The sequence below is a fragment of the Vibrio sp. HM8-C genome, assembly GCF_058630515.1.
The window spans coordinates 172,496-191,880 of sequence record NZ_JBMMKS010000006.1 but is presented as its reverse complement, the minus strand read 5'-3'; the positions used below and the strand labels follow the sequence as shown (position 1 = coordinate 191,880).

Annotated in this window: 17 protein-coding genes and 2 tRNA genes; 13 read left to right on the top strand and 6 right to left on the bottom strand. The window is 41.8% G+C overall.

Annotation, left to right across the window (positions count from 1 at the left end):
* Nucleotides 1-12: 12 nt before the first annotated feature.
* Both ACOSVQ_RS09640 and ACOSVQ_RS09635 read left to right on the top strand, forming a co-directional pair.
* Nucleotides 13-780, top strand: a complete 768-nt coding sequence (locus ACOSVQ_RS09640; RefSeq protein WP_491982371.1) for a substrate-binding periplasmic protein — start codon at nt 13-15, stop codon at nt 778-780.
* A 158-nt stretch (nt 781-938) separates the two neighbouring features.
* Nucleotides 939-1,631 (top strand): DUF2726 domain-containing protein, encoded by a 693-nt coding sequence (locus ACOSVQ_RS09635; protein WP_491982370.1) that lies wholly within the window; start codon nt 939-941, stop codon nt 1,629-1,631.
* Nucleotides 1,632-1,642: 11 nt separating this feature from the next.
* Here the strand turns inward: ACOSVQ_RS09635 and ACOSVQ_RS09630 are convergent, their stop codons facing one another.
* Nucleotides 1,643-2,695, bottom strand: coding sequence for a GGDEF domain-containing protein (locus ACOSVQ_RS09630; RefSeq protein ID WP_491982369.1), 1,053 nt, complete (start codon nt 2,693-2,695; stop codon nt 1,643-1,645).
* 290 nt (nt 2,696-2,985) lie between these two features.
* Here ACOSVQ_RS09630 and ACOSVQ_RS09625 point away from each other — a divergent pair.
* The 6 genes from ACOSVQ_RS09625 to ACOSVQ_RS09600 all read left to right on the top strand — a co-directional run bounded on the left by ACOSVQ_RS09625 (nt 2,986) and on the right by ACOSVQ_RS09600 (nt 7,920).
* A tRNA-Val gene (locus tag ACOSVQ_RS09625) sits at nt 2,986-3,062 on the top strand.
* 35 nt (nt 3,063-3,097) lie between these two features.
* Nucleotides 3,098-3,174: transfer RNA gene (locus ACOSVQ_RS09620), tRNA-Val, on the top strand.
* 314 nt (nt 3,175-3,488) lie between these two features.
* The gene (locus ACOSVQ_RS09615; RefSeq protein WP_491982368.1) at nt 3,489-5,189 is read left to right on the top strand and encodes a sensor domain-containing diguanylate cyclase; all 1,701 of its coding nucleotides are present in this window, start codon (nt 3,489-3,491) and stop codon (nt 5,187-5,189) included.
* A 193-nt stretch (nt 5,190-5,382) separates the two neighbouring features.
* Nucleotides 5,383-5,709, top strand: a complete 327-nt coding sequence (locus ACOSVQ_RS09610) for a PilZ domain-containing protein (protein ID WP_491982367.1) — start codon at nt 5,383-5,385, stop codon at nt 5,707-5,709.
* Between the two features lie 295 nt (nt 5,710-6,004).
* A complete protein-coding gene (locus ACOSVQ_RS09605; RefSeq protein WP_491982366.1) occupies nt 6,005-6,964 on the top strand; it encodes a response regulator in 960 nt (319 codons plus the stop codon).
* Entirely contained in the window at nt 6,964-7,920 is a 957-nt protein-coding gene (locus ACOSVQ_RS09600) for a sensor domain-containing diguanylate cyclase (protein WP_491982364.1), read from the top strand. The genes ACOSVQ_RS09605 and ACOSVQ_RS09600 overlap by 1 nt, the downstream gene beginning before the upstream one ends.
* 92 nt (nt 7,921-8,012) lie before the next feature.
* On the opposite strand, the gene ACOSVQ_RS09595 is transcribed toward ACOSVQ_RS09600, so the two are convergent.
* The 5 genes from ACOSVQ_RS09595 to ACOSVQ_RS09575 are packed head-to-tail and all read right to left on the bottom strand — an operon-like array spanning nt 8,013 to nt 12,341.
* Nucleotides 8,013-8,915 (bottom strand): DMT family transporter, encoded by a 903-nt coding sequence (locus tag ACOSVQ_RS09595; protein ID WP_491982362.1) that lies wholly within the window; start codon nt 8,913-8,915, stop codon nt 8,013-8,015.
* Nucleotides 8,916-8,936: 21 nt separating this feature from the next.
* Complete coding sequence (locus ACOSVQ_RS09590; RefSeq protein ID WP_491982361.1) at nt 8,937-9,461, bottom strand: winged helix DNA-binding protein; 525 nt, start codon at nt 9,459-9,461, stop codon at nt 8,937-8,939.
* A gap of 13 nt (nt 9,462-9,474) precedes the next feature.
* Nucleotides 9,475-10,779, bottom strand: a complete 1,305-nt coding sequence (locus ACOSVQ_RS09585) for a TRAP transporter large permease (RefSeq protein ID WP_491982360.1) — start codon at nt 10,777-10,779, stop codon at nt 9,475-9,477.
* The gene (locus ACOSVQ_RS09580; protein WP_491982359.1) at nt 10,776-11,336 is read right to left on the bottom strand and encodes a TRAP transporter small permease; all 561 of its coding nucleotides are present in this window, start codon (nt 11,334-11,336) and stop codon (nt 10,776-10,778) included. The genes ACOSVQ_RS09585 and ACOSVQ_RS09580 overlap by 4 nt, the downstream gene beginning before the upstream one ends.
* 27 nt (nt 11,337-11,363) lie before the next feature.
* Nucleotides 11,364-12,341, bottom strand: a complete 978-nt coding sequence (locus ACOSVQ_RS09575) for a TRAP transporter substrate-binding protein (RefSeq protein ID WP_491982358.1) — start codon at nt 12,339-12,341, stop codon at nt 11,364-11,366.
* Nucleotides 12,342-12,588: 247 nt separating this feature from the next.
* On the opposite strand from ACOSVQ_RS09575, the gene ACOSVQ_RS09570 reads away from it, so the two are divergent.
* From ACOSVQ_RS09570 to ACOSVQ_RS09550, 5 genes are all read left to right on the top strand, one after another.
* A complete protein-coding gene (locus tag ACOSVQ_RS09570; protein ID WP_491982356.1) occupies nt 12,589-13,320 on the top strand; it encodes a 5-oxoprolinase subunit PxpA in 732 nt (243 codons plus the stop codon).
* Nucleotides 13,317-14,006: a 5-oxoprolinase subunit PxpB gene (pxpB, locus tag ACOSVQ_RS09565; protein ID WP_491982354.1), complete on the top strand. Its 690-nt coding sequence runs from the start codon at nt 13,317-13,319 to the stop codon at nt 14,004-14,006. Before ACOSVQ_RS09570 ends, pxpB begins: the two co-directional genes overlap by 4 nt.
* Nucleotides 14,003-14,938 carry a 5-oxoprolinase subunit C family protein gene (locus tag ACOSVQ_RS09560; RefSeq protein ID WP_491982352.1) on the top strand — a complete coding sequence of 312 codons (936 nt, stop codon included), beginning with the start codon at nt 14,003-14,005 and terminating at the stop codon, nt 14,936-14,938. The genes pxpB and ACOSVQ_RS09560 overlap by 4 nt, the downstream gene beginning before the upstream one ends.
* 273 nt (nt 14,939-15,211) lie before the next feature.
* On the top strand, nt 15,212-17,452 hold the full coding sequence (locus ACOSVQ_RS09555; protein WP_491982351.1) for an EAL domain-containing protein: 2,241 nt from the start codon (nt 15,212-15,214) through the stop codon (nt 17,450-17,452).
* Nucleotides 17,449-19,362 (top strand): sensor histidine kinase, encoded by a 1,914-nt coding sequence (locus ACOSVQ_RS09550; RefSeq protein WP_491982350.1) that lies wholly within the window; start codon nt 17,449-17,451, stop codon nt 19,360-19,362. The genes ACOSVQ_RS09555 and ACOSVQ_RS09550 overlap by 4 nt, the downstream gene beginning before the upstream one ends.
* Nucleotides 19,363-19,385 lie beyond the last annotated feature (23 nt).

The following is a 19,385-nucleotide window of genomic DNA, read 5'->3' as shown; positions in this document are numbered from 1 at the left end:
GGGGAGAGTCAAATGTTTAAACACTTTTTGATGTCTTTGCTTTTATTGCTGTCTGTTCATACTTCAGCTGTAACAGCAACTACCCTTGAGTCTCTTATTTATTACACCGAAGACTACCCACCGTTTAATTTCCGTGAAAACGGGCAAGTCAAAGGCATCTCTGTAGACTTATTGCGTGAAGTTGCTGCTATGTCAGGCGTAGATATACCTGACAGTAATATCATCATACTCCCTTGGTCACGTTCGTATCGCTCAGCACTTATTCAGAACAATAGTGGTCTGTTCTCCACCACCAAAACAGTCCATAGAGAGGAACTCTTTCAATGGGTTGGGCCTATAGATATCACTAAAGTGACCGTAATGGCTCGTAAAGGAAGTAACATTGTAATTAACTCGCCTATTGATATGGCGAGCTATCGCATTGGCGTAATGCGGGACGATGTTGGTGAACAAATGCTCTTTTCATTGGGTGTTCCAAGGGAATCAATGCAAGAAGCGAGCGTTATTAGTCAGCTTATCGAACAACTGTATAAAAATCGCATTGATTTAATGGTGTATGACGAACGTTCTGCTGGTTGGTTAATTGGTAAGGCGGGCTATGAGCCAGATAGCTTTGAAACAGTTTACACCTTAGAACAGAGTGAAATTTATTACGCCTTCAATAAGAAAATCGATAAAGCTGTGATAGAAGAGTTGCAGAAGAATCTAGACAAACTAAAAAGTACCAAGGATTCAAATGGTGTGACCCGATATCAGGCAATAGTGGAAAAATATCAATAATTCCCATTTATTGAGTTAAAACTGCAATTATCAATTGCTAGAAGTTTTTCGCTGTATCAACATCTCTCAAAAGTTACCTTCAATACTGGTTTTTCTAATTAACTTCGGTTATGAATTAAGGTGTTAGCGTCGTTTAGCTCAGGAGTCAGCTTCTTATTATGACCAACATATTCATTGTTGTTGCCATTTTGGTTTTATTTTTTTACGTCATTCAGAAAACAGTTACTCGTCGTGATGAAACCAAAGACTTTGCCTACAAAACAAAAGGTTCAGTTTTAAATATGTCGGAAAGTGCTTTTTATAACGCACTGAGAACGGCGGTTGGGGACCATGGTGTCGTATTGGCGAAAGTAAATATGGCGAATTTAATTACCCCCACTAAAACCAATAATAAGAAGCAGTGGTTCATTGCCTATAACCGAATTGCAAAAAGTTATTTTGACTTTGTTGTTTGCGACGCTCGTACATTAGAGCCAAGGGTCGTGATTGAACTGGATGATGGAAAGGAACTGCAGAAGGGTAAAGTAGAGCGCGAGAAGTTACTTATTCATGTGTGTAAGTCAGCCAACATTCCATTGATTGGAACTAACGTAAAACTGAGTTATCAAGTCAGTAAATTGAGACGTTTGCTCGCCGCGCATATAGATCTCATCGAATCGGATAAAGAAGTGCGTTTTTGTAAACGTTGTGGCAGCCCAATGGTAATCAAAACCGCTAGCCAAGGTGATTTTAAAGGGCGTAGATTCTTTACTTGCAGCCGACAACCACATTGTACTTATACAGAAAACTACAACGTGGTGTATGAAGTCGATAATTTTGATGATGATGCGGATATTGAACGTCTAAATTGAGTAGCGCAATCTCAGCAGGTGCTGCTATCTTCGGCGAAATCTTTTGCAGAGCGACTTAAACGGACTTGGTTACGTCCGTTTTCTTTTGCTTGATAGAGTTGAATATCTGCAAGTTTTAATAGGTCACTGAGCTTATCCCCATCACTGTATTCACAGATCCCCACACTCAATGTAATTTGAATTCTCTTATCGCCGAATGAGAAAAGATGATGACTCATCATAGAACGAAGACGCTCACCGATTTGTTCTGCTTGCTCAATCGGATGATCGAATAGCGTCACGCAAAACTCTTCACCACCAATACGGTAAAGATTATCGTCACCAACTACTTGGCTGAGTATGCGAGTGGTTTCCATTAAAACTTTGTCACCTGCATCATGGCCATATTGGTCATTTACTTTCTTGAAATAGTCTAAATCAATGAAAAGCAAGCAAAGAGTTGTCTGTTCGTCTTTGTGCGTTTCAAAATGCTTGAATGTTGAGGTTAGTGACAGTCTGTTGTGAGCGCCAGTCAAAGAGTCTCGCGATGCCAAATAAGTTAATGAATTTTCTATGTTTCTACGATTAAATTCGTAGATGTGGGCAATGATCCACACACATATGTAGCAGGCAATCAGGTTTACGAAAGTTGGCAACACGGCAATGGATTCGTGAGAATCCATTTTGTGATAAATACTTGCCAAATGAACCATTAGTACAACGAAGCAAAAAATTCTTCCCTGTTTCAATCCCAACAAAGAGTAAAAGAAAACAGGAAATAACATCGTCCAAACATAAGTTCCGTGCTCAATTGGCTGAATGTAGATGCTGGTGGAAGCAACAAACGTCAGTAAATAGACGAAAATTTGAATGTGGAACCGTTTATGTTTGTTCTTCTTTGCTAGCTGATAAGCATAGAAAGAGTAGGAACCTAATATCAGATCCAACGTTAAGAGAAAATAATTGCCGACAACGTGAAAATGGAAAAGGGAAAAGCAGAGTGCAATAACAGAAATGAAAAGACTGACTCCCGATAAAACGGAAGCTCTCAGAGTGTGTGAGTTATCGAAAATATGAACGTCCATTCACTACTTTGATGTTGGTTGTCTTAGGCATTTTTCGGATAAATCCCATATTACGTTTTTAGAGTAATCAATCAATCTGTTTTTTGGGTGAATATCACAAAATTAAAGAGAAGTGGCTTGCGCGAGTCTTATTAATAAGATTGTCGGTAGCCTTTGTAAATAAAGATTTCGACAGTGTGAATAAAAAAACAGCAAACTGTCGATAGAAGAGCCAATTGGTTCAAAAACATAGAAATTGCACTTGCATGGTTCAGCCTCTGTCGATAATATCGCTTTCGTTCTAAAGCAGTGCGTCCGTAGCTCAGTTGGTTAGAGTATCGCCTTGACATGGCGGGGGTCGGTGGTTCGAGTCCACTCGGACGCACCATTCATTCTGTTAAGAATACTTAGAACACAGAATTTGGGTCTATAGCTCAGTTGGTTAGAGTACTACCTTGACATGGTAGGGGTCGGCGATTCGAGTTCGCCTAGACCCACCAGATTCGTTCTTTATGAACAAACAACAAAGCCCGCTTATTGCGGGCTTTGTTGTTTCTGCATCATTCTCTTTTCATCCCCAAGTTTATGCTTTCTTTTTTCTTTTAAAGATCATACGAACCGCTAAAAAAATAGACCCTTGTTGGTGGTTTTAATTGCAAGGTATTAAACACACGTCATACTATTAGTTTTGTGAATAAGACGGCATTAATGAAATCGTTTAGATTACACGCCGTGAACAAGCGCATTCATTGTCTGAACAGGGAGGATCAATGAAACGATGTTTTGTGATAATCTTCGTTATTAGGACATGCAAATGCTGAGGATTTTATTTTCTATCTTATTTGCATTCATTTTCTTACCGCATCTTGCTCATGCTGACCATAATGAGCAAAGTGTTTTAGTCACTGAAATCTCATATTTTCAGGAGCCTACTGACCAACCGCTAACGTTGTCAGAGGCGCAACAGTATTTTCAACACAAACCTACTACTGAGGCAGACAATAGTCTGCTTAACTTTGGTATTAGTGATAAGGCGAGTTGGGTAAGGCTTTCTGTAAACAGTATAGAGAAAGATGCTGTACATAGGCGATTAACCGCTGGACAGACATGGCTGGAAAGAGTGGATGTCTACTTAGCTAATGAAACACAGCTAAAGCATTGGTTCTCAGGTGATGGCGAAAAAGCGAATCATCATTTGGTGCCTGATGTGGGTATTGTTTTTGACCTCTTAGTTCCGCCGGGCGAGAGCACTATTCTTATCAGAGCTCAGTCATTTGATCCAATGACTTTGCCCATCGAACTTATTACCAACGAAGAAGCTCGTCAGAAAGACACCGTAAATCACGTAATGTCAGGAGTTTTGTATGGCATCTTGTTCGCGCTGGTGGGTTATAACATCATCCTATTTTTCACTTTGAAGCAGGCAGACAGCCTATATTATTGTCTTTATATTGCCTGTTTTGTCGTGATGAACTTAGGCTATAGCGGATATGCGTTTTTATGGGTTTATCCGAATTCGCCACTCGTTCAGAACTACAGTACGCTTTTCTTCATGGTGCTTCACGGAGTATGCGGGCTTATCTTCGTTTCCAATTTCCTGAATTTGCCAGAGCGTATGCCTAAGTTAGACCGAGCCATTCGTGTCTATATTACGTTTGGAATAGCAGCTATTACGGTGTTTGTTTTTTTACAAAAACATCTGCCAAGTGCCTTTTTGGCATTTGCATACCTATCAGTAACAACGTTAATTATGATTCTGATCGGCATTGCGAATCTTGGCAAAGTTCGAGATGCCCAGTATTTTCTACTGGCTGTGTCATGCAGCATGATAGGTCTACTGCTAACCACTTTATCTGTTTGGGGAGTAATTCCTTATACTTATCAAGGCTACAATGGTGCCGTCTACGGCGTTTTGCTCGAAGCTTTAATTCTGGCGTTTGTGTTAGCTAATCGATTGAAGTTAATAGAGAACGAACGTATTACTGCGAAATTTCTTTCTTCTTTTGATCCACTTACACAACTGTTTAATCGACACTCTTTCGTTCAGGCAGGAACAAAGATTTTACAAGATGGTGCAAGGTTTAAGGCGCCAGTAAGTTTTATCATTTTAGATATCGATTACTTCAAATCCGTCAATGATAATTACGGTCACCAAGTAGGGGATAGAGCGCTTTGTCATATCTCCAACCTGTTGCAAAAGTTCTGTCGAAACAGCGATGTAGTGGCGCGTTGGGGGGGAGAAGAGATGGTCATTCTGTTACCCAATACCGATATGACAGAAGCTCTAAGTTGTGCGGAGAATCTACGTTCAGTTATTGAAAATACGCCATTGAGCGTTGATGGAGAAGTCATTTCAATAACCGCTAGTTTTGGTATTTCGATTCGAATGAATGATGAAAGTCTCGACCAACTCTTTAAGCTTGCAGATAAACAGCTGTATATCGCAAAAAGTCGCGGGCGTAATCGCGTAGAACCTCAAAATCACAATTGTTCTGAGATCTATCTGAATAGTTAATACTTGTTTTCCCCTTTGGTTGACTATCTCTCAGTATCGGATATCGGATGCTTCCGACACGAAGAATAGAGATTTCACCTCTACATTCACTCCTTTAAGCGATATGGTGTAGCGCCTATTAAAACCAACAACTAAAGTTGATTATGCGACGAGTGAAAACTCACCGTTTAATTTTCGAAGTTAGAGTAATGCCGTGTCCGCTACATCATTTATTAATCGCCGTAAATCAACTCGCACTGAACTTAGGACAGTGGTAGCCGCTTCGTGTTTATTCAACCGCTGGTTTAAACCGGTAATTCCGGTACAGATTATCGATATCTCCAACCATGGTATGAAGATTTTTACCCAAGACTATTTAAAGCTATCCAATGCGTCTATGAGGATTGATGTATTAGGAGAAACCTTGCGCGGCAAAATTGTATGGAGAATTGAACGTAATGGAGGATACATGTGTGGCTTCATGGTACAGGAAGGACACGAGATCTCTGACGAAGATATTGACCATCTGGTTAACTTATAAAAATATCAAATATGCATAGCTATTTAATTGCTGAAGTCGAATTTTCATGTAAATGATTGTCTTATTTTTGAAACAATCGTTAATTATTCTCGATAGCGAGATAAAAATGCTGAACAATTTCAGCGCGCTATAAGCCTTGACTACAAAGACTTTAGTTCATTTCTCGCTCAAACCTTCTGTTTAAAATGGGGCATTTTCTCCTAAACGAGGGTGAGTTTTGGCATTGAAGATGCCTTGTTAATATGATTATTATTTTAACAATTTTGTCGATTAGCCCAAGTTGTCACATTAAAGTATGAAAGTTCTTATCTGCGATGATTCCGCATTAGCTCGCAAATCCTTAAGCCAGACTCTTGCTAATTTTTACAATGTTGAGATTTTGTTTGCGGAAAATGGCAGAGAAGCGCTTAACGTACTTTGTCAAAATCAAATCGATTTCGTGTTTCTTGATCTCACTATGCCTGTCATGGATGGCTATGATGTCCTCGGGGCATTACCTGTAAACTCATATCCAACTAAAGTGGTTGTCATTTCTGGTGATGTACAGAAAGCTGCGAAAGAGCGTTGTTTTTCATTAGGTGCTTCGGACTTCATTGAAAAACCTTTCAAAGTTGAGCAGCTTGAGTCTGTTTTTAAAGATACTAATGTTGAAAGTGCTTTCGTTCAGCGAGTAACAACAGAACCTCAAATCGATCCAGATTCAAAGTTTAGAGAGCTGACCAACATTGCGCTGGGCAAATGCGTTGCACTGATATCCGACAGTGTGGGTGATTTCATCAATATGCCGCTGCCTACGGTTGGCGTATTGGAGCCTTCTGACCTTGAAATGACGGTTCATGATGTTCTCTACCGAGACAGTGTAAACGCAGTGACTCAGCGCTTTACTGGCGCAGGTATTCATGGAGAATCACTCGTGACTATTCGTGGTCAGGAGTTTCCTAAAGTGGGAGAGCGTCTAGGTTATCCGTTACAGGACGCGACCAGCAACGAATCATTGCTTAACATTTCTAATCTCGCGGTATCAACCTTCTTGCGTGCTCTAGCGGAGCTTATTACTGTTAGCTTTACACTTCGTCAGCCCGTCCTGATCAACAGTTACGAGAAAGAATTGCTTGCTCTGCAAAAAATTAACAAGGCTGCATTTACTATTGAGTTTTCTTATTCTGCTGAAAACCTCGATTTCCAGTGTGACATTTTGCTGTTGATTGATATGGAATCGGTAAAAGTAATTTATAAAATGATGGAATCTTTCTGATGCCTAATTTGACTGTAAATATGCGAGATTTCCATTGGGGAATCCAAGCGTTAGATACGATTGACGTTGGATTGGTGGTGCTGGATGTCAATTATGAAGTGTGCCTATGGAATAGTTTTATGCAGAACTACTCTGGGGTCATATCGACAAAAATTATGGCTAAGAACCTGTTTGAAGTCGTGACAGATCTTCCTGAAGCATGGCTCAAGGCAAAAATTGATGCCGCTGTGAAATTGGATACTCGCACTTTCTCTCGTTGGGAAGATAGACCGTACGTTTTTCATTTCAAAAACTATTCACCTTATACTAATGAAAGCACAATCATGTATCAGAACATGGTTGTTACCCCTTTGAAGTCGCTCAATGGTGATGTCTCTCATGTGTGTATCATGATTCAGGATGTTTCAGACATCGCGAAGAACAAACTGCATTTGGAACAGTCGAACCAACACTTGTCGAATATGAGCCGTACGGACGGTCTCACACAGTTACTGAATCGCAGTTATTGGGAATCTTTGCTGATTCAAAAGTACGAGAAAATCAGCGCAACAGAGGACCCTGCATCACTGGTGATTTTCGACATCGACCACTTCAAGAAGGTCAATGATACTTACGGGCATTCAGCTGGTGATGATGTGATTCGTAAAACAGCGGAAATACTGCGTAAAACAGCCCGATCATCCGATCATTGCGGGCGGTATGGTGGCGAAGAATTCACAGTGCTTCTACCTAATACAACGGTAGACCAAGCGCGTTACTTTGCTGAAAGATTGCGTAAGCGTATTGAAGCAGAAGTCGTTAACACTGAGCAAGGTGAGATCAGATACACCATCAGTCTTGGGGTCTGTGCTTTTGATAAGAAATTTCGAACACACTCTGAGTGGTTAGAGCACGCAGATAAAGCGCTCTACGAATCCAAAGAGCAAGGTCGTAATCAAACTACGGTTGCAGCTTAAAGCCACATTCCTAAATACATTGTTGATAGCTAATCAAGAAAGCCAAATAGTCGAGCGAAACTATCTGGCTTTTGCTTTATCTGGCTTTTGTTTTATCTGGAAGTAGCACTGCGTAGTTTTGGTTTTTTCTGTGATAGCACTAAGCCGATAAATATTAATGTCAGAGCGGTATAGGTCGATGAACTGATGGAATCACCAAGTAACATCACACTTATGACCATGCCAAATACTGGTACGAGGTAGTTATTGAAAGAGGTGAAAGTCGCACCAACTTGCGCCAATAAGTTGTAAAGCAGGAAATAAGCAAAGCAGGTACAGGCAAGTGCCAAAATTAAGAGCGCAGACATGGAACGAGCATTGAAAGTAAAAGAGCTGACATCATCCACAATCAAAGCAATGGGCATAGAAAGCACTGCCGAACATATCAAAATTCCAGCGGCATTTGCCAATGGATTGTATTGAGTAATTTTACTTCTGCGAGCATAGACGGAAGAGACTCCGTAGCAGCACGCTGCAACGATAACAGCAAGTTGTGCCCATATATGTGTTCCAAATCCTTGCAACGCGTCAACGCCGATGAGCACCACCACACCACCGCCGCCAAGTATCACGCCCATAACCTTGTGTAACGACATCTTTTCATCGTCAGTGAGGTAATGTGCTGATATTAACGTCGCAAGAGGTATTAAGCCCATTAGCACTGAAGCTAAAGCCGCATCTATGTATTGCTCCCCCCAAGTAATTAAAAAGAATGGAACAATATTCCCCACAATGGCGACAACAGCATAGTGTTTCCACACTCTTAGCTCGGTTGGAATTTTGAGCTGAAAGGCATAAATGAATACCGACATAGCAATAGCTGACAAGGTTAAACGCATGGCAACCGTGAGGATAGGTGAGTAGCTTTCTAATACGATTTTGAGAAATGGAAATGAGCTTCCCCAAATGGCTGCCAATAGGAGAAGCATCAAATAGTGCTTGCCTTTTACCTGCATCTTATTAATCCGTTATGTCCATTACAAAGAGCGTACAGCTCTAGACGCTTGGTCGTAAAAGCCTGAAAGCGTGCGCATCATAGTTGCAATGTCGCTCAATTGATCATTCATTCCCATACGTTTGATCACATCCACCAAGCACTGTTCTCTAACGTCTTTATAGCGATTACAAAAATCCTCGCCGCTTTGAGTGACATTGTAGAAAGTATCTTTACCTTGTCTCACTCCTTCAACTAACTGAAGTTTAACAAGCTTTCGCACGGAATAAGCGACAGTATGTAAATCATCGATGTTGAGAGTAAAAGCCACGTCAGTGATACGTTTTGGACGATTACGGTGGTAGATGTTATGTGCCACCATAATATCGAGAGGGCTTAGCTCAGGCATTCCAGCTGTTGTACTGCATGACTGCATCCAGCGATGGAAAGCATTGTTCATCATCGTCAGTGCATATTCAAACTCACTAACGCTTGACCCCTCTTTACTCGCTAGGTGAGAAGAAGACACAATCGGCATTCTGTTTTTGTTGGTGTTTGAATCATTCATCAGGTTGTTCCTGTTAATTTTGCGTCATGCTCATTGGTAGCCAAGTCACCAGTTGTGGGAAGAGGGTGACGATCACAACGGCAGCCAATAGCACGAAGAAAAATGGCAATGCTGCTTTGGCGATATAAAGAATATTTCTGCCCGTTAAGCTTTGAATTACAAATAAATTGAAGCCGACAGGAGGCGTAATTTGCGACATTTCGACCACTAAAACGATGTAGATACCAAACCACAGCGGGTCAATACCTGCCTGAACTACCATCGGGAGTACAACAGATGTAGTTAGTACAACCACCGAAATACCATCTAGGAAACAACCCAGAATCACGAACAGAATCGTTAAATAAACCAATAGCATGTATGGCGAAAGCTGCATAAGAGCAATCTCTTCTGCCAGCATTCTTGGTAATCCAATAAAGCCCATCGTGACAGTTAGGAATGCAGCACCAGCAAGAATGAAGATGATCATACATGAGGTTTTTACTGCACCCATTAAACTTTGAGTAAAGGTCTCCCAGTTCAGTGTGCGGCTTGTTAACGCTAAAACTAATGAGCCTAAAACGCCAAAAGATGCGGCTTCAGTAGGGGTAGTAATACCTGCGTAGATAGAACCTAGTACAAAGATAACCAAACATATAATTGGCAGTAGTTTGAGCAAACCACCAAGCTTGTCTTTCAGCGTATAAATCACTTCATTTGGCGGCGTTTCATGTTTATTACGCAGAGACCAAAAAGCGGTGTAACCCACAAACATCAGGAGCAGCATGATGCCTGGGATAGCACCAGCAATAAATAGGCGAGCAATAGAGACTTCTGCAGAAACACCGTAAACGATAAGGATGATCGACGGTGGAATTAAAAGTCCCAATGTTCCAGAACCTGCCAATGTGCCAATAGACATCTTGTCGGAATAACCTTGGCGCTTAAGCTCTGGTAAGGTCATTTTGCCTATGGTTGCTGCTGTCGCAGCGGAAGAGCCAGAAACCGCTGCAAACATACCGCAGCTCAGAATGTTCACATGGAGTAATGAGCCCGGAAAACGGCTTAGCCATGGGGTTAAGCCTTCGAATAAATCTTTTGATAGACGTGTGCGAAATAGAATCTCACCCATCCAAATAAACAGCGGTAAAGCTGCTAGAGACCAGTCTGAAATCGCTCCCCATGTTGAGGTCGCGTAGATAAGACCGAAGGAATCATTGCCTAATAACAGCATTCCGACTATCCCAACGGATATCAACGACAAAGCAACCCAAGTCCCACTGGCTAGCAAAGCAAAAAGAACAATAATGGAAACTATGCCGATATAAATTTCGCTCATTTCGTTGCTCCTTGCTCCACACACTCCACATTAAGATCAATTGGCTCAGCTTCTGCCAGCTCTTCCTCTTCAGATTTAGGTATCATTTCTAAGCCTAAGAAGTGACGAACTGTAGTATCAATGACTGAGATAGCAAAGATGATGCTACCAATCGAGACGGGTAACTGAACGATCCATAAAGGCATCGGAATGTAGCCGTGGGTGACTTCTTCAAATTCCCAAGATTCCCAAACCATAAAGCTGAGTTGGTAACTCAAGTAGCTGACTAAAACAGAAGCGAAAAGAAGAATAGTGCGTTCGACAAAGACAAGTGTGTTTGGGTTGAGCTTTTGCAAAAACAAGCTCACACGAATATGGGAGCCGCTACGAAAAGAGTAGGCAAGAGCCAAAAAGCTTGAGGCCGCCAATAGATACCCTGCAATGTCACCACTGGATGGAATCACCACACCAAACCATCGGCCTGTAACCCGAACCAGTATGGTAATACAAATGATGACAATACAGACGCCGGAAATAGCTCCGGCGAATCGGTATAGGTTGTCGAGCATCCTTCTCATAGTCGAACTCCCTGTTCTTACTACAGATTATTTTTGATAAGCAGCAAGTACCGCTTTACCACTCTCTCCAGCTTCCGTGATCCACTCTTGAGTCATGGTATCTCCCACTTTTTTAAGTGCTTCCATTAGTTCAGGAGTCGGTTGAGCAACAGTTATGCCGTTTTGAGCGAGTTCTTTAGTTTTCTCAACGGTTTCAGTCTTAGCCATTTCCCAACCGCGTGCTTCTGCAGATTTCGCAGCTTCAAGCAAATCAGCCTGTACTTCTTTAGGTAAGCGCTTGAATGAACGTTGGTTGACGATCACCATGTTCTTTGGAATCCACGCTTGAACATCGGTGTAGTTGCTGAGGTAATCCCAAGACTGACTGTTCACGCCTGTAGTAGGAGAAGTGATCATCATGTCAACGATACCTGTTGAGAATGCTTGTGGGATCTCCACGTTTTCAACTGTTGTTGGTGTTGCATCCAACAAAACGGCTAAGCGAGACTGAGTAGGGCTATAAGCACGCATTTTAGCGCCTTTGATATCATCAACAGAGCTGATTGGTTTCTTACCGTAAATCCCTTGCGGTGGCCAAGGCACAGAATAAAGTAGCATCATGCCTTCTTTATTCAATTTTTCTTCAATCGCTGATTTAGAAGCAGCATAAAGCGCTTTTGCTTGATCGAAGTTGGTTGCAAGGAAAGGGATGTTATCAAGCTTATAAATCGGGTCACTATTACCCAAAATCCCGATAAATACTTCGCCAATTGGGACTTGCTGAGTGCGAACTGCACGTGCAATTTCTGGGTGTTTAATGAGTGAAGATCCTGAGTGAACAACAATCTCAAGTTCACCGTCGGTGGCTTTTTTTACATCTTCAGCAAACTGGACGATGTTTTGCGTGTGGTAAGTTGCATCAGGATACGGTGTTGCCATATCCCAGCGAGTAGCTGCGTAACTGGAACCAGTCGTTGCAACCAGCGCGAGCGTGATCAGTGATTTCTTTAACAAAGGTTTCATCATGGCCTGTTCCTCGAAAGTATTTCCTTGGCTATGTTGTAAAATCCGATTTTTCTACACTAAAACTGCGTGTTACATCAAAAATCCATGAGTAATCGTTTTTCACAATAACGATAAATAAACAAATTGACAACATTTAAAAAGCAATTACGATTTAAATTGCATGCAAATTGTATTTGATGGGTAAAGAATGCTCTTGAAAGTATTCTTGCGCTTCAATATAAAAAGAGAGTTTTAGGGAGAATGCTCGATGAAATTGAATTGTGATCTGGGAGAAAGCTTCGGTAGCTGGGTAACTGGCATGGATGACGAAGTAATGCCTTATGTTGATATGGCCAATATTGCCTGCGGGTTCCATGCTTCTGACCCAGACGTGATGGCGAAAACCATTCAAAGTGCGGTTAGATATGGAGTGGCTATCGGCGCTCACCCTGGATATGACGATAAAAAGGGATTTGGTCGTCGTTCAATTCCTCACACTCACAGTGAACTGAAAAACTTAGTGGCTTACCAAGTCGGCGCAATGATGGGGATGTGTCTGCTCTACGGAGCAAAGGTTGAGTACATCAAGCCTCACGGAGCGTTGTACAACGACATGATGAGCAATGTTGCGGTATATAAAGCGATTGTTGAATGTATTTCCCAAGCCAAATTTGGATTACCGCTGATGATTTTGGCCAAAGTAGATAACGAAGAATATCAAGCAATCGCAGATGAAGCAGGAGTAGAACTGCTGTTTGAAGCGTTTGCTGACCGCGCTTATACCAATGAAGGCACGCTGTCATCACGCAGTTTACCGGGTTCTGTACATCATGATCCCCAGCTCATCATCAATCAAGTGGAACAACTTGTCACAAAAGGTACTGTTACCACTATTGATGGTAAAGAACTTAGCCTGAAAGCCGACACCATCTGCGTGCATGGTGATAATCCAGAATCTATTAATACTGTTCAACTGCTGCGCAAAGTGATTGACCGATGAAGGTAGAGGTTTGTCGGGTATCCGAGACAAGTTTAATTATCTATTTTGGTCATTCGATTGATTTGCAGTTGATAGAGCGAATTGCTCTGTTTAGCCATGCGGTACAAGAAAAGTATCAAGGCAAAATATTTGAAGTGATCCCTTCATATACAACGCTGCTCATCGAATATCACCCTTTAAAAGTCGATGTCGAAGAACTCATGGATTGGTGCCAATATCAGGCGGATAAAATGGCTCATAGTAAGGCAATGATCAGCGAGTCGAAAACAGTGACTTTTCCCGTTTACTATCATCCTGAAGTTGCGCCAGATTTGGAACGCATTGCGCGAGAAAAGCAGCTAAGCGTTCAGCAGGTCATCGATATCCATAGCCAGAACGAGTACACCGTCTGTGCGATTGGTTTCGCGCCGGGTTTTGCTTTTCTAGGCTCTGTAGATCCTAAAATCGCTACCCCTCGTCGTTCAGAGCCTCGTCTTAAAGTCGCAAAAGGCAGTGTGGCCATTGCTGATGAACAGACTGCGATTTACCCGCAACAAACACCGGGTGGTTGGCAGATTATCGGTAATTGTCCAGTGGATCTGTTCAACATCGAACATGACCCAATGATGCCATTTGAAGTGGGGGATAAGGTTCGCTTTGAACCTATTTCAAGAGAGCAGTTTTTGGCATTGGGAGGTGTGCTATGAGTGGTTTGCAGGTCATCTCATCGGGAATGCTAACTCTTATTCAAGATCTTGGTCGATTTGGAGTGGCTCGCCATGGACTAAGTGTCGGAGGACCGGCGGATCTTCATGCGCATTGCTGGGCTAATAAGCTGCTTGATAATCCAGTAAATGCTTCTGTACTCGAAATCACAATGGGAAATGCTTGCTTTCAGGCATTAGAAGACACGTTATTGTCGCTGACAGGTGCGCAGACCAATGCACAGATAGATGGTGAAACTCTTTCGACATGGCGCAGCTTTCTTTTGCGTAAAGGTCAGACGCTCAAATTGGGTTACGCCAAAACGGGCTTTCGTTGTTATTTAGCGGTTGCTGGAGGTTTTGATGTACCAAAACTGTTTGGCAGCAGTGCGACAGTCGTTCGTAATCAGCTTGGTGGCCTTGAACAGGCCTCTGGTAGAGCGATTCAAAAAGGCGATATTTTACCTGTTTCTAATCTGAGTACGCAAAAAGCAGAAAAGTTTAACTGGGTTCCAAGGCCATTTATTCCCAAATATGCTAATGAAGTCAGTTTGGCTGTGATTGAATCTTACCAATCACATCTATTTAGTCATTTGGCAAAACAGACCTTTTACGCGAAACCGTATGAGATTAGTGATAAATCCGATCGTATGGGTATCCGATTACAAGGTAATGCGGTGCCGATGGGAATGAGCGGCGTAATTTCGGAAGGAATTGCTTATGGCTCGATTCAGTTTCCGTCTAATGGGCAACCCATTATTCTGCTTAATGATCGCCAAACACTCGGTGGATACCCAAAAATTGGCTGCGTCTCAAAAATGAGTTTAATGAAACTCGCACAGGCAAGACCGGGCAGTGTGATTCACTTTTATAGAGGCGATTTAGCCCTCGAAACACAGGCGTACTGTGAGTTTCTTAATTACTTTTCTCTATAGCTAAATATTACGTAGCCAACAATTTTCCTTACAGGAGTCACCTTATTACGAAGCTGACTCCTTTTTTAATTTTCTTTTTAAATATCAGATGTTTTTATATTTCTTCCTAACCCAAAGTAGGATGTTTTGTGTTAAAAAAGTGTTACATTTTGCATATGACAGTAGATACATATTTAGTCGTAGTGACTTGCACCCTTCAGTAATCCGAACTAGACGTTTAAAGGTATAAAACTAAAAACCGTACATTGGTTCATAAAACGAAGGTTTAGAGAAATGTCAGATGGCCGCTTCGTCTTTGCAGACGATCCAAGTAGTACTGAATCAATTAGTACTCTGGAGTATGAAATCCAACCAAGTTGGAAAGTACTTACAGTTGATGATGACCAAGGTTATCAGCAGTCGCTTATCTATAGTTTGAACGACCTAGAGGTAAACGGGCGCTCTGTAGAAGTACTTTCAGCCAACTCAGCAACGGAAGCTGCATATGTTCTATCGCAGCACCACGACATTGCATTAATTTTGCTTGATGTGGTGATGGAGCAAGATGATGCAGGTCTTCGCCTTGTTGAAACTATCCGTAACGTTCAAGGAAATGCACTGGTTCGTATCATTTTATTGACTGGTCAACCGGGTTTTGCGCCACGTAAAGATGTGTTGCTCCAATATGACATCAATGAATATTGGAACAAATCAGAAGTTGACCACGAAACATTAAAATCGATTGCTGCTGCCAACTTTCGCTCTTGGCAATCTATGTATGAATTGGATAAAGCCAGATTGGGGTTGCAATTGGTGGTTGATGCTTCTCGTAATATTGCCAGCAAATATGACACCAACACCTTTATCCAGGTGGTGATTAAGGAAATTGTCGGGCTTTTTGGTGGCTATGGAGAACCCATTCTCTGTGTTTTGCGTGTCGATAAGGATACCTCATTCGAACATGCACCGATTATTGCCTCTTCAGGAATTCACGGTGTTGAGCCCGGAAATACCTTAACGGAAGAGCTGAGATCAGAGTTTGAAGAACTGAGCCAAGAGGCTGTAGCTCATCAGAATCACAAATTTAAAAACAACCTATCTGTATTGTACTTTTCAGGTGACAGCCACGGCAGTTACTACTACTTAGTATTAGCTGAAAGTAAGCAATGCCTAAGCGAATATCATATTCGCCTGTTGCAGGTTTTCAGTGAGAACATCAGTTCGGGTTTTATGCAGATAGCGTTAGTGAATCAGCTCTCGAAGTTGGCTTATCAAGATATTGATCTAGAAGTGAAAAACCGAAATTGGTTGCTTCGTGAGCTTGATGTAATGAATCAGGACGAGATCAGCCAACTAGAAATGCTGGTGGTTGAATTGGATGACTATGACACTCATGCTATTTCATTCAATCAACAGTCCTTGATGGAACTAGTCGGATTGGTTTGCCAGCGGCTCGCTGATACTTTTCACAGTTCATCTGTCATCACTCGTGTTGGGTCAGATCGCTTTGCAATGCTATATAACAAGTCGTTTTCACTGTCCGATGATGAACTGATGAACTTATCGAACTCTTCATACTCAGTGGGCGGATTTCAAGTTCGCTGTACCCTTACTTTTGCAAGAGTTGAATTAAGCTTGTTAGCAACTTATTCAGCACAACAAATATTACATATGGCACGCAGCTTACTGTGTTGCGCTCGTGACCATAAAATGCAGATAGTGGCGTATGAGCCTTCCTATCGAGATAACCTTATGCGTGACTATCAAATCCTAGGGGATTTGAAAGCAGCAATAGATAGCGATGAGTTTTATGTCGTTCTGCAACCTAAATGTGACCTTAGAACGGGACGAGCAGTGGGCTTGGAAGCGTTGTTGCGTTGGAAAAAGCAAGAAACCATGATTCCACCAAATATCTTTATTCCAATAGCCGAACGCAGTGGCTTGATTAATAAGCTTGATGCCATCGCTGCAAAATTGACGTTCCAAGCACTTCATGTACTCGATGATGCAGGTTTTAGCCTGCCAACTTCAATTAACGCAACGGTTAAAGATCTAACTGATCCAGACTATATTGGTCTGCTATTGGATTTGGTAAGAGGTGAAGGTTTAAACCCGGATTTGATTGAAGTGGAAATCACCGAAAGCCAAGCTATGGAATCTTATTTAGAAATCAAACCGATCTTAGACCACTTACATAACGCAGGGATAAAAATCAGTATCGATGACTTTGGAACAGGCTATTCCTCGCTTTCACATATCTCGCAGCTTGCCGTTGATACCATAAAAATTGATATCTCTTTTGTTCGACGTCTTCATGAAGATATGGCTAGTCAACAAGTGGTTGAACTGGTTATGAGTTTGGCGAACTTATTTGATTTTTCTGTCGTCGCAGAGGGCGTTGAGACGGATGCACAACGTAATGCGTTGCTAGAAAAAGGATGTACCATCGGTCAAGGTTATTTATACGCTAAACCTATGGTGACCGACGAATTATTGGATTGGTTAAAGCAGAATAGATCTGATTGTAACGAATGAAAGTACGAAAGTTAGAACGGTCATTTCGACGAAACATATTGCTGTTGTTCTTATTTGGTCTGGTTATTTGTGGAATGCTGGGGGGATTGTTATATCGAAACGATATCAATCATCGTTTGGATACAGTCTCAATAGAGCAACAAAGAAAGATTGCCCAAGCCGAAGTTTTGTGGGGGCAAAATATCGGTGATATTCGGCATACCATAAAAATTCTTTATCGGTCCCCTGCATTCAACTATGCACTAGCTGTTGAAAGAGAAATCAATACCGATTTAATTCAACGCATATTCATCTCGTATGCAGAGAGCGTGGATTCCTTGATGCAAGTTCGTTGGCTTGACGAAGAAGGCTTTGAAAAAGTTCGGGTAGATATCAAAGATGGGCAGGTAATTCCAGTCGCAGAAGACGCACTGCAAAACAAAATGAGCCGCTACTACGTTAAGGAGGGTTTAGAGGCTGATGTCGGGAAAATATATCTTTCGAATATCGACCTTAATGTTGAAAACGGAGCGATTGAAGTGCCGTTTAAACCAACCATTCGCGCGTCAATTAAGACCGGACCCGAAAACGGATTGCGTGCTGGGTTATTGGTTCTTAACTACGACATTGGCGAGCTCCTTGAAGTGATTCGCACCTTTGACTCGGATAGAGTAACTCTACAAATCATTGATAAAGATGGTTTCTGGTTAAAGAACGGCGACCAAAACCTAGAGTGGGGGCGGGATTTGAAAAATGACACTCACAATATAGCCGTGCAAAATCCAGAAATTTGGTCGCTAATCAACAAGCAAACCTCTTTAAGCCAGTATTCACACGCTTCAGGATTTATTAGTTATGAGTGTAATAACTTGGTTGGCAGTTTTTTTTCTGTGGACATTACTAGTACTCCTTCATTGTGTTTTTTGGCAAGCACATCTGCATCTGTAATGACTCAGTTAAGAATTGACGCGCTGATTCCATCTCTCTCTGTATGCGTGACAATCGTGTTGTTTGGTATTTTTATCCTTCGGCGCGAATGGGATTTAAAAATGCAGCTTATTGGTGTTTACAGAGAGCAAGAAAGGGATAAGCAGAAAATTGAAGAGGCTTATGAGAACAATCGAAATCTATTGCAACAGCAACAACTTCTGCAAAATGATCTCGTGGAATCACGTAAGCTATCGGCGTTGGGGATGATGGTAGCAGGTGTTGCACATGAGCTAAATACACCCATTGGTACTGCAATATTGGCTGCTTCTCGGCTCAAATCTGAACATAAGCGTTTAGCCACAGCAATGTTAGAAGGTTTGAGTAAAAGTGCACTTGAGCAGTATTTAGTATCGACCAAAACAGGCTTAGAGTTGGTAGAAAAAAGTCAGAAAAAGGCAGCGGAATTGATTCGTAGCTTCAAACGTTTGGCGATAGATAGGGTTAGAGAAGATGTTGTTTCTTATCGATTAGATGTTGTAATCAAAGACCTGATTGCCACACTCTCTCCCCGTTTTAAAGAGAGCCAGATAGAGTTTGATGTGCATGTGGAACCTATAGATATGTTAGGTACACCGGGCGTAGTGTCGCATGTTGTACAAAATCTTATGGTCAACGCGATGCAGCATGCTTTCAAAAAGGAGATAGGCGGTAAGCTCAAAATAAGCGCAGGTTTGTGTGAAAACTCAAAGGATGTACTTATCCAAGTATCTGATAATGGTATGGGGATTGATCCGGAAATCTTACCAAATCTGTTTGACCCTTTTGTGACAACCAATAGAGCAGAAGGGAATACAGGCTTAGGTATGCACTTTGTTCACCAATGGGTGACAAGCTCAATGCAGGGAATGATTTCTGTTGAATCGGAACTGAGCAAAGGTACAACGTTTACAATTAAACTACCCAGACACTATCAGGAACAAGAAGAGATAGGGATTAGTTAGTTTTGATACTTGGGTTAAACCAA